The 14,897-nt window shown below is 51.2% G+C and carries 10 protein-coding genes; 4 read left to right on the forward strand and 6 right to left on the reverse strand.

Going from position 1 to position 14,897, the window contains the following annotated elements; all coding sequences use genetic code 11:
* Positions 1–28: 28 nt before the first annotated feature.
* The 3 genes from aspS to QOL41_RS06620 all read right to left on the reverse strand — a co-directional run bounded on the left by aspS (position 29) and on the right by QOL41_RS06620 (position 4,222).
* Positions 29–1,819 carry an aspartate--tRNA ligase gene (gene aspS / locus QOL41_RS06610; protein WP_283429118.1) on the reverse strand — a complete coding sequence of 597 codons (1,791 nt, stop codon included), beginning with the start codon at positions 1,817–1,819 and terminating at the stop codon, positions 29–31.
* A gap of 338 nt (positions 1,820–2,157) precedes the next feature.
* Positions 2,158–3,189 carry an FISUMP domain-containing protein gene (locus QOL41_RS06615; protein ID WP_283429119.1) on the reverse strand — a complete coding sequence of 344 codons (1,032 nt, stop codon included), beginning with the start codon at positions 3,187–3,189 and terminating at the stop codon, positions 2,158–2,160.
* A gap of 91 nt (positions 3,190–3,280) precedes the next feature.
* Positions 3,281–4,222 (reverse strand): Rpn family recombination-promoting nuclease/putative transposase, encoded by a 942-nt coding sequence (locus QOL41_RS06620; RefSeq protein WP_283429120.1) that lies wholly within the window; start codon positions 4,220–4,222, stop codon positions 3,281–3,283.
* A gap of 336 nt (positions 4,223–4,558) precedes the next feature.
* On the opposite strand from QOL41_RS06620, the gene dapF reads away from it, so the two are divergent.
* From dapF to QOL41_RS06640, 4 genes are all read left to right on the forward strand, one after another.
* Entirely contained in the window at positions 4,559–5,419 is an 861-nt protein-coding gene (gene dapF / locus QOL41_RS06625) for a diaminopimelate epimerase (RefSeq protein WP_283429121.1), read from the forward strand.
* 123 nt (positions 5,420–5,542) lie between these two features.
* Positions 5,543–6,751 carry an LL-diaminopimelate aminotransferase gene (locus QOL41_RS06630; RefSeq protein WP_283429122.1) on the forward strand — a complete coding sequence of 403 codons (1,209 nt, stop codon included), beginning with the start codon at positions 5,543–5,545 and terminating at the stop codon, positions 6,749–6,751.
* A 29-nt stretch (positions 6,752–6,780) separates the two neighbouring features.
* Positions 6,781–8,301, forward strand: a complete 1,521-nt coding sequence (locus tag QOL41_RS06635) for a sigma 54-interacting transcriptional regulator (RefSeq protein ID WP_283429123.1) — start codon at positions 6,781–6,783, stop codon at positions 8,299–8,301.
* A 29-nt stretch (positions 8,302–8,330) separates the two neighbouring features.
* The gene (locus QOL41_RS06640; RefSeq protein ID WP_283429124.1) at positions 8,331–10,274 is read left to right on the forward strand and encodes an NAD(+) synthase; all 1,944 of its coding nucleotides are present in this window, start codon (positions 8,331–8,333) and stop codon (positions 10,272–10,274) included.
* Here QOL41_RS06640 and QOL41_RS06645 read toward each other — a convergent pair.
* From QOL41_RS06645 to QOL41_RS06655, 3 genes are all read right to left on the reverse strand, one after another.
* Complete coding sequence (locus QOL41_RS06645; RefSeq protein ID WP_283429125.1) at positions 10,258–10,593, reverse strand: hypothetical protein; 336 nt, start codon at positions 10,591–10,593, stop codon at positions 10,258–10,260. The genes QOL41_RS06640 and QOL41_RS06645 overlap by 17 nt on opposite strands.
* Before the next feature lie 54 nt (positions 10,594–10,647).
* Entirely contained in the window at positions 10,648–13,194 is a 2,547-nt protein-coding gene (locus QOL41_RS06650) for a DNA gyrase/topoisomerase IV subunit A (RefSeq protein WP_283429126.1), read from the reverse strand.
* A 107-nt stretch (positions 13,195–13,301) separates the two neighbouring features.
* A complete protein-coding gene (locus tag QOL41_RS06655; RefSeq protein WP_283429127.1) occupies positions 13,302–14,786 on the reverse strand; it encodes a hypothetical protein in 1,485 nt (494 codons plus the stop codon).
* Between the last annotated feature and the right edge of the window lie 111 nt (positions 14,787–14,897).

Below are 14,897 nucleotides of genomic sequence, written 5' to 3' on the forward strand. Positions count from 1 at the left end.
GGGGCTCTGTAAAGTTTTTTAGCCTTTATTACTTGGCAGCAGCCTTCGGCATCTGCACGGAGATGTGAATGTCCTGCAGCTGCTGCAGATCCACTTCGCTCGGGCACTGGTCCATCGGGCTAGAAGCACTCGTGTTCTTCGGGAATGCGATGTAGTCACGGATAGATTCTTCACCTTCCATGGTAGCGACAACGCGGTCGAGACCGAAGGCGAGACCACCGTGCGGAGGAGCGCCGTACTTGAAGGCGTCAACGAAGAAGCCGAACTTGGTGCGAACCTGTTCTTCGGTAAGGCCGAGCAGGCGGAACACCTTTTCCTGGACTTCAGGGTTGTGAATACGGATAGAACCACCGCCGATTTCCACGCCGTTAAGAACAAGGTCATAAGCTTCGGCGTTGCAATCCTTGAGGTTGCCACCGAGCATCATATCCAGGTGTTCCGGAAGCGGGTTGGTGAACGGGTGGTGCATAGCCATGTAGCGGCCTTCGGTGTCGCTGTATTCGAACATCGGGAATTCGGTAATCCACACAAATTCACGCTTCTTCGGATCGCGGAGACCCTTGATACGGGCGACTTCCAAGCGGAGCTGACCCATAGCGGTTGCAGCAACCTTTTCGGGGCCTGCGATGAAGAACATCATGTCGCCGCACTTAGCGCCAACAGCGTCGCGGAGTTCGTTAAGTTGTTCGGTAGTAAAGAACTTGCCGACCTGAGTTTCGACTTCGTCATTTTCCTTGACGCGCATCCACACGAGGCCCTTAGAACCGTACTTGGCAACGTAAGCGGTGAGTTCGTCGATCTGCTTACGAGTAAAGTCAACGCAACCCTTGGCTGCGATACCGCGGATCTTGCCACCAGCGGCAACGCAGTTCTTGAACACGCCGAATTCGGACTTTGCACCGATTTCAGACACGTCGTGGATTTCGAGGTCGAAGCGGAGGTCCGGCTTGTCGGAACCGTACTTGAGCATGGCTTCTGCCCACTTCATACGGCGAATCTTCTTGGGCGGTTCGAAGTCCCAAACCTTACCGAGAACTTCGGTCACGAACTTGTCGAACATTTCCATGACTTCGTCCTGGTTGACGAAAGACATTTCGACGTCGATCTGCGTGAATTCCGGCTGACGGTCAGCGCGGAGGTCTTCGTCGCGGAAGCACTTGGCAATCTGGAAGTAGCGGTCCATACCGGCAATCATCAAGAGCTGCTTGTACTGCTGCGGAGACTGCGGGAGGGCGTAGAACTTGCCCGGGTTCACGCGGGACGGCACGAGGTAGTCACGTGCGCCTTCCGGAGTGGACTTGCAAAGGCACGGAGTTTCAATGTTTTCAAAACCGTTGGCATAGAAGAAGTCGTACACGGCCTTGAGGAAGCGGCTCTTGAGGAGAAGCTTCTTCTGGATCCACGGACGGCGGAGGTCCAGGTAGCGGTACTGCAAGCGGAGGTCGTCGTTTTCCTTGCATTCTTCGTTCGGGTCGTTAATGGCGAGCGGAGAGGTGAGGGCGGCGTTCAGGATTTCGAGCTTGTCGGCCTTGACTTCGATTTCACCCGTGGCGAGCTTTTCGTTGGTGTTGCCTTCTTCGCGGGCGTAGACCTTACCAGTCACGTAAATAACGTATTCGTTACGGAGCTGTTCGGCGGTCTTCAACACGTCGGCGTTGTAGTCCGGGTTGAAAACGATCTGGGTCTTGCCATACTTGTCGCGGAGGTCAACGAAAATCACACCACCATGGTCACGGCGGCGATCCACCCAACCGGCGAGTGTTACGGTCTGGCCAACATCTTCCTTGCGAAGCTGGCCGCAGTTATGTGTACGTTTCATGGTTGTATCCTTGAAGATAATTTTTCGCGGGGAAATATAGCAATATTTGTGCCAAAGGGGGAGGCTTCCCCCTCGCAAAAGCCCCGTCTTTTGCTACCCTCTCGCCTAGGGGCTTAGCCCCTAAAACCCCAAAACATTTATCTGCCAAAAAAAAGAACGCTCCGTCTCGGCCTGCACCGCACGCTCACATGGCCGTTCCGGAATGTTCGCTTTGCGGTCAGGCACTCGCCTCCGCTTTCCTTAGTAATTTCTCTTCTGCTGTCGCGTTGCCCCTATTCCGCCAGTTGTCATGCTGACGAAGGTCAGCATCAGCATTCCCCGTCCGAGCCAAAAGATGGTTATTCAACCATTACACAACGGACAGAAAAACCATGGATTTTGTATACTTCTTCATCAGGATTTCCTTTTGCCGTAGAATACTGAAATGAAGCATGAACAAATTGATCACCACCAACAGAAGACTCCACTGGATAAAACCAATAAGTATTGTCATTTAAGCCACTAAAACTATGATTCCAACTACTTCCTGCACCAATAAGGCTAAAACCGCTATCATTACTGCCTCCAAAACCGTACGCAGAACGAGTTCCCTTCACGCCATCCTTATTGTTATTAGCATGCACGGCGATATAGTAGTCATTATATGTCAACAGTCTCCAGCCATCAGGGCAAATTCCCTGGTGATTGGGTTTGATTAAATCAGCGCAACTTTCAGTGTTGCATCGACTCGGCAACTGCATCATTTCGGCCCACTGGTATAAACCACCGTAGTTATTGCAATTAGCCGTGTCATTTTTGTAGCAATACTTTTCAATTTTAGAATCATCTTCTTGATCTTCAAAGCCCCAAACAAATTCACCTATATCTAAATTCTCAGCCATCACCTTGATAGAGGCAGCCTTACCAGCAGTGTCCTTACCATCAATTTGGATGTAATAATATTCGCGACTGTTTCGCGGATCAACAAACTTGATATAATCACCAGCTCGCCAAAGGACCCCTTTAAAAGCAATGGTTCTATCATAAGAACTACTGCTCAATTCTTCCTCTTCACTACTGCTCGAAGCCACAACACTCGAAGAAGACTGTTTCACTTCTTCACTGCTGCTCGACTTCGGCGTGGCACTGGAAGAAGACTCATTCACAACGCTGCTGCTAGAATCTTCTTTTTTGACAGAAGAACTGCTCTTATCGCCATCAACGGAGCTAGAAGAATTCTTGGTTGCTGCCGAGGAACTAGATTCCTTCGCCATTTCGACTGTCGAAGACGATTCTCCACTCGGGTCCGGAGCGGGCGCAGAGCTACTCGATTCATCGCCGCAAGCAACGAACAAAACCGCAGAAAACAACAACACAGCAAAATATTTCACAGAAGACCTCCTAGAACCTAAAAATAGTAAAAAGTTCCCAAAATAGGGAACTTTGGGGCGTTTTGCAAGAAACGAGTGCTTAAAAAAATAACTACAACTTGCCGAGTTCGCGAAGCATTTTTTCGTACTTGTTGGCACGAGATTCCGCTTCGTCAGCGCGAGCCTTTTCTTCGTTTGCACGGGCTTCCGCTGCATCAGCCTGCTTCTGGATTTCATCAGCACGGTCCTTCGCCTCGAAAAAATGCTTTTCAGCATCATCAGCACGGTCCTTCGCCTCGAAAAAACGCTTTTCAGCATCATCAGCACGGTCCTTCGCCTCGAAATAGCGCCGTTCAGCATCATTTGCACGCTGTCGTTCAAGGTCTACGGCGATGTCGATTTCCTGTTGCCAAGTCATATAGCGTTTCCTCGTTTCGTTGTCCGTCTGATACCACTTCACCAAGCGATCGATGTTTTCTGTTTCTGGAGAACTCGGCTTCCTTGTTGCAAAGTATTCCATATATTCTCTAATCGATTTTTCAGCGATGTCTCGGTACTTGTTAAATATATAAAAGTTCTTGAAACAAAGGTCCCCCAATTCAATTTTCGGGTTGTCGACTTCGAGATTCTTGAACATGTACACGGCGCGTCCCTGCCCGAATATATCTTCGGGACACAGGAACACGATGTAGAGTTCTTTCAAATTGTAATATACTTCACCCTTGTTCAGTGCCTCGCTATCGCACATCGCCTGGTAATAACGGGTTCGCTTGGGGATTTCCTTGGTGTCTTCCATTTGCATCTCGATATCGAAACTGCGGAGAGTCTCTCCGTCCGGACCAGTTTCCTTCACAAAGACGTCGTAGCGGATTCCCTTGTAGAAAGGGCTTACCTCAACAGTCTTTTCTGGCTCGGGATCCCTAAGTTCGTGAATCTTGATGCCGAGAACCGCTTCGAGGAAGGGTTTGGCTATCTCCTTATGACTAAACACCATAGCAAACATGAATCGGTCTGTAATGGGGAGTTGTTCAAAAGGCGTGCGTTTATTTTCCATTTTTTCTCACAACCGGAACGCGCCGGTTTTCGCGAATAGAGAACCGCCCCTATCTTTATATTAATACGCCACTTTTGAAAATAGTGTCTGATTTTGCCCCTTTTTGATGAATAAGATTTTTTTTGCTGTACGTATTTCGATTCTGCAATCGACTGAAATTATTTACATAAAATGTAAAGTTTGTTTATTAGATTTACAGAATTTGTAATATTTCAAAATTTTGTTTTCCGTGAAATTTGGATAAAATTGGCGTTTTTAGCGTGATTTAACAATTTTTGTAAAGTTGGCACATTTTTTGCAAATGGGGGCGTGGAAAATTATAAAGAGAACTGAATTATGCCAATTAATTTTTCAAAATGGACCGGGTTGGGCAACGATTTCGTGTTGCTGGAACCGGGCGTGACGCTAGATTATAGCGATAATTTCGAACAACGTGTCATTCAGCTTTGCGACCGCCGTTTCGGTATCGGTGCCGATGGCGTGGTGATTGTGACGCCGTTGGATAACGATGGTTGCCTGGTAATCGACAAGATTAGCGAAGGCCCTCTGGCAAAGCCTGTTGCAAATGGTGTTGATTTCGAAATGCGCATTTTTAATGCCGATGGTTCTGAAGCGGCCATGTGCGGTAATGCGACTCGCTGCGTGGCAAAGTACATCCGCAGTCGCGGTCTTGCAAAAGACGCCAATACTAAAGTGTTTAATCTGCACACCAAGAGCGGCTTGGTGAAGCCCACCCTTTTGGATGACGGTCGCGTGTGCGTGGACATGGGACTCCCGAGGAATTTCTTGGGCTCCATCAAGCTCACGGCCGACAGCTTCGACTTTACTGCCGAGACGGTTTCCATGGGAAATCCGCACGCGGTGATTTTCGTGGATGACATCGAAAAGATTCAGCTGGAAAAGTGGGGAAGCATCTTGGAAGTCGACAAGCAGTTCCCCGATCGCTGCAACATTGAATTTGCACAGGTGGTGACACCCACCCAAATCCGCATGCGGGTTTGGGAACGTGGTTGCGGTGTTACGATGGCTTGTGGTACGGGCAGTTGCGCAACCCTCGTTGCGGCCCAGCGCACTGGCCGCGTGGGCGTAGAAGCCGACATCATCTTGGATGGCGGCGTTCTCCACATCAAGCACGAAGAAGGTGGCCCCGTCCTCATGACCGGCCCTGCTGAAGAAGTATTTAGAGGAGTAATTTAAATGTGTAATGTGATAAACGATACTTGGTGCTTTAGCACCTTAGTAGAGTTATCCTCTATGAGGAAATGACAAATGAATAATCCCACATCCCACATTCCACATCACACATCTAAAAACCAAATTATGAATTCATCTATCATCAATACAAACTACGACTTGCTGCCTGGCAGCTACCTTTTCTCGACTATCGCCCAGAAAATTAAGGAATATCAGGCGAAGAAACCCGATGCTGACATTATCCGCCTGGGTATTGGCGACGTGACCACGCCCTTGATTCCGGAAGTCATCAAGGCCATGCACAAGGCCGTAGACGAAATGTCCGAAAAGGGGACCTTTCGCGGTTACGGCCCCGAACAGGGCTACGATTTCGTGCGCGAAGCAATCGTTCGTGGCGAATACACCGCCCGCGGCATCGAAATGGATCCGGACGATATCTTCGTGAGCGATGGTTCCAAATGCGATGTGGCGAATATTCAGGAGCTTTTTACAGAAAATGTAAAGATTGCAATTCCGGACCCGGTTTACCCGGTCTATTTGGACTCCAATGTGATGGCTGGTCGTGCAGGCGTGTTGCAAAGTGACGGACATTTTTCTAAGGTGACCTACCTTGCTTCGACCGCCGAAAACAATTTCCAGCCGGATTTGCCCAAGGAAGCGGTGCAGCTGATCTACCTTTGTAGCCCGAACAACCCGACCGGTACGGTACTCAGCCGCGAAACCTTGCAGAAGTTCGTCAACTACGCCAACGAAAATGGTGCATTGATCCTGTTCGATGGCGCCTACAACTGCTACATTCAGGATGAATCGCTGCCGCATTCCATCTTCGAAATTCCGGGTGCACGCACTTGCGCCATTGAATTCCGCAGCTTCAGTAAGACTGCCGGCTTTACGGGCGTGCGTTGTGCCTACACGGTGATCCCGCACGAACTTTCGAAACTCCGTGCTATGTGGAACCGCAGACAGTGCACCAAGTTCAACGGTGTAAGCTACGTGACGCAGCGTGCCGCCGAGGCGATTTACAGCCCGATTGGTTGGCAGCAGACCAAGGATGTCATTGCCGGTTACATGCGCACGGCGGGCGTTATCCGCAAGGAACTGACTGCCGCGGGTTACACGGTGTTCGGTGGCGAACATGCCCCGTACATCTGGTGGAAAATCGCGGATGGTGAAAAATCATTCGACTTCTTTGACCGCCTGCTTGCTACCTGCGAAGTCGTGGGTACTCCGGGTAGCGGCTTTGGCCCTTGCGGCGAAGGATACTTCCGCCTGACCGCCTTCGGTGACTACGAACGCACCTGTGAAGCCCTTAGGAGAATCAGGGAAAAACTCTAACCTCAAACCTCTTTTACTATCTTATGTCCATGCCCTCTCCAATAGGTTCAGAAATCTCGGTCGTCCAGAAGATCAGTGTTGCGATCATTCACGAACGCAACGTTGAAAAGTTGCTCGAGAATGTGCTCGACATTCTGGAATCCGAACTCGGCATGCTTCGCGGAACTTTCGCGTTGCTTTTTGGCGATACGCTTAAGATTGAAGCGTCTCGCGGACTGGATGAATCCGAAAAACAGCGCGGTTTGTACCGCATGGGTGAAGGTATTACGGGCCATGTCGCTGAACGCGGCGTGAGCCATGTGATTCCTGACCTGCGCAAAGACTCCCGCTTCTTGAACCGTACGGGTAGCCGCCATTATGACTCCCAGGTGGCTTTTATTTGTGTGCCTTTGATTCACGACGGTCAGGTGATCGGAACGCTTTCGATTGACCGCCCGGTGGATGGCGCTACTGATTTAGACCGCGATGTGGCTTTGCTTGAAATCATTGCAAACATCACGGGTGATGCCGCTAACGAATGCATTGAACTGCATAACGAACACGAAGCAATGCTCGAAGAAAACCGCAAGCTTCGCGACATGCTTTCGAGCAACCCCGGCGAACTGGTGGGTAACTGCCGCGAAATGCAGCAGATTTACGAACAGGTGCGTCAGGTGGCTCCGAGCGATGCGACGGTTCTGATTCGTGGCGGTAGCGGTACGGGTAAGGAAATGATTGCCCGTGCAATTGTGAATTTGTCTGAAAGAAAGGACAAGCCTTTCATTACGCTGAACTGCGCGGCTCTGCCCGAGAACCTGGTGGAAAGCGAATTGTTCGGTCACGAAAAGGGTGCGTTTACGGGTGCGGTGAATCGCCGTATTGGTCGTGCCGAAGCTGCCGACGGGGGTACACTCTTCCTCGACGAAATTGGCGACCTTACCATGCAGACTCAAGTGAAGCTCCTGCGATTCTTGCAGGAACGTACCTTTAGCCGCGTGGGCAGTAACGAAGAACTCCATTCCGATGTGAGATTCTTGGCTGCTACGAGCCGTAACTTGGAAGAGCTGATTGCGCAGGGCAAGTTCCGCGAAGACTTGTTCTACCGCTTGAACATTTTCCCGATTACCATGCCCGATTTGGCAAAGCGCAAGTCCGACATTATCTTGCTGGCGGAGCACTTCATTGAAAAGATGAATCTGCGCTACAACAAGAAGGTGGCCCGCCTTTCGACGACGGCGATCAACTTGCTCATGAGCTACCACTGGCCGGGTAACGTGCGTGAATTGGAAAACTGCATGGAACGCGCGGTGCTTACCGCAAGCGACGACTGCATTCACAGCTACAACTTGCCGCCTTCGCTGCAGACAAGCCTGAGCGTCGGACCTTCTGGTGCCGTGACAACCAAGACCGCTCCGCTCGAAGTGATGATGAACAATTACGAACGTGAAATCATTACCGAGGCAATCAAGCGCAATAACGGTAACCTTTCTGCCGCAGGCCGCGATTTGGGTGTGTCTCCGCGCATGATGAATTACCGTATGAATAAACTCGGCATCAAGTCCGGGCGTTGACAAGGGCCAAACTAATCTATATTTAGGTTATGTTTGGATTTTACCGATTCGCATCTGTTTGCCCGACGCTGAAAGTCGCCGATACCGCCTACAATACAGCTGAGATTATCCGCTGTGCAACCGAGGCTATCCAAAATGACGCTGCCTTCGTGGTGTTCCCGGAGCTTTGCATTGCGGGGTATACCTGTAGTGATCTGTTCCATCAGGAACTGTTGCTTAAGAAGAGCGTAGAATCGCTTTCGAAGATTGCAGAAGCGTTTGCAACGAGCGATACGGTGATTGCGGTGGGACTCCCGCTGCGAATCTTCGGTTGCCTTTACAACTGCGCTGCCTTTGTGCAGAAGGGTAAACTTGTGGCGGTGACGCCCAAGATTCATTTGCCGAACCAGCGTGAATTTTATGAAAAACGTCACTTTTCGAGCGGTCGCGACTTGCTTCGCGCTCCGACGACTTGCCCAGTCGAGGGCTTTGGCGATGTGCCGGTGACGAACTTCTTTACGGTTGCCGGAAAGTCTGGTGCTGAAGTTCGCGTGGGCGTGGAACTTTGCGAAGACTTGTGGACGGCGGTGCCGCCGAGCGGCGAACTTGCCCTGGCTGGCGCGAATGTGATTGTGAACCTGTCGGCAAGCGATGCCTTGGTCGGCAAGCGTGATTATCGCCGTAATCTGGTGATGAACCAGTCTGCTCGCTGCATGGCTGCCTATGTTTATTCGTCGGCGGGCGTGCATGAATCTACGACGGACATGGTCTTTAGCGGTCACTTGATGATTGCCGAGAACGGCAGCATGATTGCCGAAAGCAAGCCGTTTAGCCGCGAATCTGAAATTATTTATGCTGACATCGATGTTGAACGCCTGAACATGCAACGCTTGAGCGAAGGCTCGTTCCAGGATTTCGACAGCCGGAGCTTCTATGCGCGCGCGGCGAGTTTCGATGGCCTGCGTTCGATTGATAGCCTTAAGTACCGCTTTGTGGCGCCGATGCCGTTTGTGCCGGGCAACATCGAAACTCGCGACAAGTCCTGCACCGAGATCTTCAATATCCAATGCGCAGGACTTGCGAAGCGACTCGAAGCGTCGCATTCGAAGCGCGCGGTGATTGGCCTTTCGGGCGGCTTGGATTCTACGCTTGCCTTGCTTGTGGTCGCAGAAACATTCAAACTCTTGAAACGCCCTGCTTCTGAAATCCTCGTGCTCACGATGCCTGGATTCGGAACGACCAAGCGCACCAAGAATAACGCTGTCACGATGGCGGAACTCTTGGGCGTGGAACTGCGCACGGTCGACATCCAAAAGGCTTGCCTGCAGCATTTTGCCGACATCGGTCACGACCCGAAAACGCTCAATGTGACTTACGAGAATGTTCAGGCCCGCGAACGCACGCAGATTCTGATGGACATTGCCAACAGTGTAGGCGGAATCGTTATCGGTACGGGTGACCTTTCTGAAATCGCTCTCGGCTGGAGCACTTATAATGCCGACCACATGTCCATGTATGCAGTGAACTGCGATATTCCGAAAACGCTGGTGCGCCATGTGGTGGGCTGGTATGCCGACCATGCCGAAAGCTTTACCGCCGACAAGAAGACGGCGAAAGAACTTGCCGACGTGCTTCGCGATATCTTGGACACGCCGGTGTCGCCGGAACTTTTGCCCGCCGATGCGAACGGCCAGATTGCACAGAAGACCGAAAGTATCTTGGGCGCTTACGAAATCCACGACTTCTATCTGTACCACTTTGCAAAGTATGGTGCCGCTCCGCAAAAGCTCCTGTTCCTTGCGAAGTACGCCTTTGCCGGCAAGTTCAGCGACGAAGAATTGGAAAAGGCTTTAGCCGTATTCGTGCGCAGATTCTTTACGCAGCAGTTCAAACGCAGCTGCATTCCTGACGGCCCGAAGGTCGGTACGATTTCCCTGTCGCCCCGCGCCGACTGGCGCATGCCCAGTGATTCAAGCTTCAGCGATTGGATGTAGGCTTCTTAGCAATAAGCTCGTCAAACGTTTTTTCGCGTTCTTCAGGCTTCTTTAGACCTAAAGCTTCGTCAAAGATATCGGATGAATCACGATAATCTACGGGTTCATCGTTAAAATATTCATCTATATAAAATGAATTGCCCCTACCGGGGATGAATCCGAAAACTAAGCTAGTTATTGCGGAGATTGCGGTCATAATGATAAATAGAATGAACGCAAAATAATCGGCACTTATAAGAAAAAGAAATAGCGCGAGTACAAGGTAAAGTCCTGTAAAGACTAACCACGTATATAGCCTATTTTTCATCTTATCGGTCATGCCTTAAATATAAACAAAAAAGAAAAGCCCGCTTTCGCGGGCTTGATTAAAGGCTTAGTCGAAGAGTTCCGGGTCGGATTCGTCGGAGCCTTCGTCTTCGCTAGAGCCGTCGTCGAAACTGTCGGGCGGAGTGATTCGGGTAGCGCGCTTCACCTTCTTGGCGGTGAACTTGCTACCCAGGGCCTTGTAGCCCTTGACTTCGGCGACTTCGGTCAGATCAAGTTCTTCCTTCTGGACTTCGCGGCCTACCTGGTATTCCATGAGTTCGCGGGCGTCTTCGGTCGCGAAGAATTCAATCATCTGCGTGTTCTTGTGGTCAGACACGAGGCTGAATTCGGTCGTCATGGGGCAGCCTTCCAAGTTGAAACGCTTGACCATGTAGTTGAAGTTGCCGCCTTCGAAGTAGAGAATCGTAAAGACTTGTTCCGGATCGAACTTGTGGACATACTTGATGCCAGTACCCACGAGAATCGGGTCGGCCATGTCGTGGACGCGGGCCGTGCCGTTTTCCTTGACAATGAGAATCTTGTCCTTTTCGCCGAATTCGCCGATGCGGTCGCCCTTCTTCTGGGTGCTGATGATGCCGGCGAGGGCGTCAAAGTAGAGTACGCGGGCGCCCAAGGTGCTCACGCCCTTACGGACGCGCTTGATGCTCTTGACCGGGTACTTGGTCACAATGTTACCCATGGCGCCACGGCCCTTCACGTCGATAGAGCTGAAATCTACCTCGAAGTTGAGCTTGGTACGCGGACGCGGCTTCAGCGTGACTTCCACGACTTCGGCTTCACCATTCAGGTTGCTCGACATATAAAGAATCTTGCTGCCGGGCTTGCCCTTACCCATAAAGTAATCCTTGTCGCGGGTAACGCCACCCACGTTGAATCGCTTGATGTAGTAAGCGCCGTCCTTGCCGTCCTGGTGAATCACGTTGTAAATGTGGCGGTCGTCGTCCTTCTTGAACTTTTCCACGAGCAAGATGTTCTTGCCCACGAAGTCCTTGTCGCTGACTTTAACGACCTTGAAACTGCCGTCGGCCTTGAACACAATCAAGTCGTCGTATTCGGACACGTCGAAGAGGTATTCTTCCTTCTTCATGCCGGTGCCCACAAAGCCTTCCTTGCGGTTCACATAGAGCTTCTGGTTGGCAAGAGCCACGTGCACGGCTTCGACCTTGCCGAATTCGGCAATCTGCGTGCGGCGTTCCTTGCCTTCGCCATACTTCTTGAGAATGTTCTTGAAGTGCTCGATGGTGTAGTCGGTAATGTGCTCCTGGTTGTATTTGCAGGTCGCAATGCTTTCTTCCAGTTCCTTCAAGAGCTGGTCGGCCTTTTCGCGGTCGTAATGGCTGATGCGGCGGATCGGAATTTCGATGAGCTTGCCGATTTCTTCGTCCGTGACTTCCTTGCGGTGCAGGCGCTTCACGTACGGCATAAGGCCTTCGCGTACGAAGTTGATAATCTGTTCGCGGTCCTTCGCCTTCTTGATGACCTCGTAGACTTCTTTTTCGATGAAGATCTTTTCGAGCGTGGTCATGTGCCACTTGTCTTCGAGGTGCTTGAGTTCGTTGGCCAGTTCCCATTCCAGGAGCTTGACCGTGTGCTCCGTATTCATGCGCAGAATGTCGGAGACGCCGAGGAATTTCGGGTGCTTGTCGACAATCACGCAGGTGCAGGGAGAAATGGACTTTTCGCAGTCGGTAAAGGTGTAGAGGGCGTCGATGGCGACCTGCGGGTCGGTGCCCGGCTGCAGATGCACGAGAATTTCAACTTCTTTACTCGTGTTGTCGTCGACGTGCTTAATCTTGATTTTACCCTTGTCGTTTGCCTTCACGATGCTTTCGATCAGGCTTACGGTGGTGGTGCCGTACGGGATTTCGCGGATGGCGAGCGTCTTGTTGTCGACCTTTTCAATCTTGGCGCGCACGCGGACCTTACCGCCGCGCTGGCCGTCGTTGTAGTCGCTCACATCAATAATGCCGCCGGTAAAGAAATCCGGGTACAGCGTAAACTTCTTGCCCTTGAGGATGGCGATACTTGCTTCGCAGAGTTCCCTGAAGTTGTGGGGGAGGATCGAGGTGGAAAGACCCACGGCGATACCATCGACACCCTGCGCCAAAAGCAGCGGGAACTTGACCGGGAGCGTCACCGGTTCCTGGCTACGGCCATCGTAGCTAGGGATCCATTCGGTGGTTTCGGGGTTGAATACGACATCGACTGCGAACGGCGTGAGGCGGCCTTCGATATAACGGGGGGCTGCAGCACGGTCGCCGGTGAAGGGGTTGCCCCAGTTACCCTGGGTGTCAATCAGCAGATTCTTCTGGCCGAGGCCAACGAGTGCGTCGCCAATGGAAGCGTCGCCGTGCGGGTGGTAGGCCATGGTTCGACCGACGATGGTGGCCACCTTCTGGTAGCGGCCGTCGTGGTTTTCGAAAAGGGAGTGCAAAATGCGGCGCTGCACCGGCTTAAGTCCGTCTTCGTAGTACGGAACGGCGCGGTCCAAAATCACGTAGCTGGCGTAGTCCAGGAACCACCCGTCGTAGAGTTTTTCAAGGTGGTTAACGTTCGAAAGTCCAAGGGTCGAATCTTTAATTTCTTCGCTCATATTCAAAAAATGCGTTTTAAGGCTTAAATTTCAACGTACGGACACAATATAAAAAAAAGTAGTGTCAAAAAATTGACACTACTGCACAAAGGGGCAAAAATGTTCGATTAGAAGCTGAACACGGCTTCGATACCGAATTTAAGGTTCAGATCTTCGCCATAGTCTTCGGTCGAAACATTGAAGGCGTGGTCTTCTTTTTCCCAGTCGTCACCCATGGGGAGAATGCCCATGGCGAAGGCGGTGACTTCGAGACCGTCAACCGGAGTGAAGTAGGAACGCAGGCCGAAGTTCAAAGTACCGAGGTCGGTGTTTTCGGAGAGGGAGTTTGTGTGCAATTCGCCAACAAGACCAAGGGTAATGATGTCGTTGAACTTAATGTCGCCTTCACCGTAGGCGAACATGTATTCAGGAATTTCGGGTGCGTGTATGGTCGGATTGCCATCATCTTCGTTGATGTATGCGTAGAAGAATCCTCCCTTGATGCTTACGTTTGCAACCTTGAAGGTGGGCTCAGCCAAGAAGGTGTGGGTCATATCCGGCTGGCTATTGGTGATGTTGTCTTTATGCAAACCGTATACGGCATGAATAGCGAACGGACCGAATTCGAGCGCGGCGTCCAAACCGGCGTGGAATTCGTTTTCTTCACCTTCTTGCCAGTTCTGGTAATGAACGTACGGGCGGAGCATCTGGCCGGCAATGTCGAACTGGTAGGCCCCATGGATATCGAAGCTTCGGCATACGTTATCTTTCGGATAGGGATTGCCGTTCATGTCATAGTTTTGGTGGTCGCAGGTATAATCAGACTCACTTCGGGTTAAACCGATGCCAAATTGCAGGCCGTAGAAGTTGATTTCGAGACCGCGAACGTCATGCTCGACCATGCCGGCGGCGTTCTCAGCCGGATCGATATAACCATAGTAGTTGAATGCGCCTTCGGAATAAGTCAGGTCACCGAGCTTGAAGGCTAAATTTTCATTTGGCTGGAATTGAATGAATGCACCATTGTAGTGAAGTGACGGCATGGAGCCTTCTCCGTCGGCTTCGATTTCGACCTGTGCTGACCACTGGTCGTTAAACTTGACCTGGAAATCGAGATCAACGGTTGACCAGAATGTGTGATAGAAATCCTGCTCGCTGTCGTTTTTCCAGTTGACGTAGGTGTCGAATTCAGCCTGACCGGATATCTTGAATTCCATGGCCTTCTTGCTTTCCGGAGCGGGGTCGGCCTTAGAAATATTCAGGCGGTCAATGAGCGAGGCTTCGGCAGGTTTGGACTCGTCCGCTTTGGCGACTTCTTCCGTTTTTGCCTCTTCAGCAGGAGCTTCTACCTTCTCTTCTGCTTTGGGTTCTTCAGCCTTGGCCTCGGTCACCTCTTCTGTTTTCGGCTCTTCGGCCTTCGGGGCGGCTACGGTTGCGGAATCGGTTGCAGGTGCTGCGGCCGGCTGTTCTGCGGGTTGTTCCGCAGGCTGGGCTGCTTCGGTCTTAGCGGAGTCTGCGGGTTGAGCTGCAGGAGCCGCTGTTGGGGCTGCCTGTGCAAATGCGCTTGCGGCGGCAAGGCCGAGCACGATGGCGGAGAGTTTCATGGATTTCATTTTCCCACCTTTATGAAGGTTAATCTTTTCGAAATTTAACAATGTAATTAGATCTTGACAAAATAAACGAAAAAAAGTGCCTTTTGGGGGCACTTTTCTAGAGTCTCAATT

It is taken from the genome of Fibrobacter sp. UWB10 (assembly GCF_900182935.1).
Classification (GTDB): domain Bacteria; phylum Fibrobacterota; class Fibrobacteria; order Fibrobacterales; family Fibrobacteraceae; genus Fibrobacter; species Fibrobacter succinogenes_O.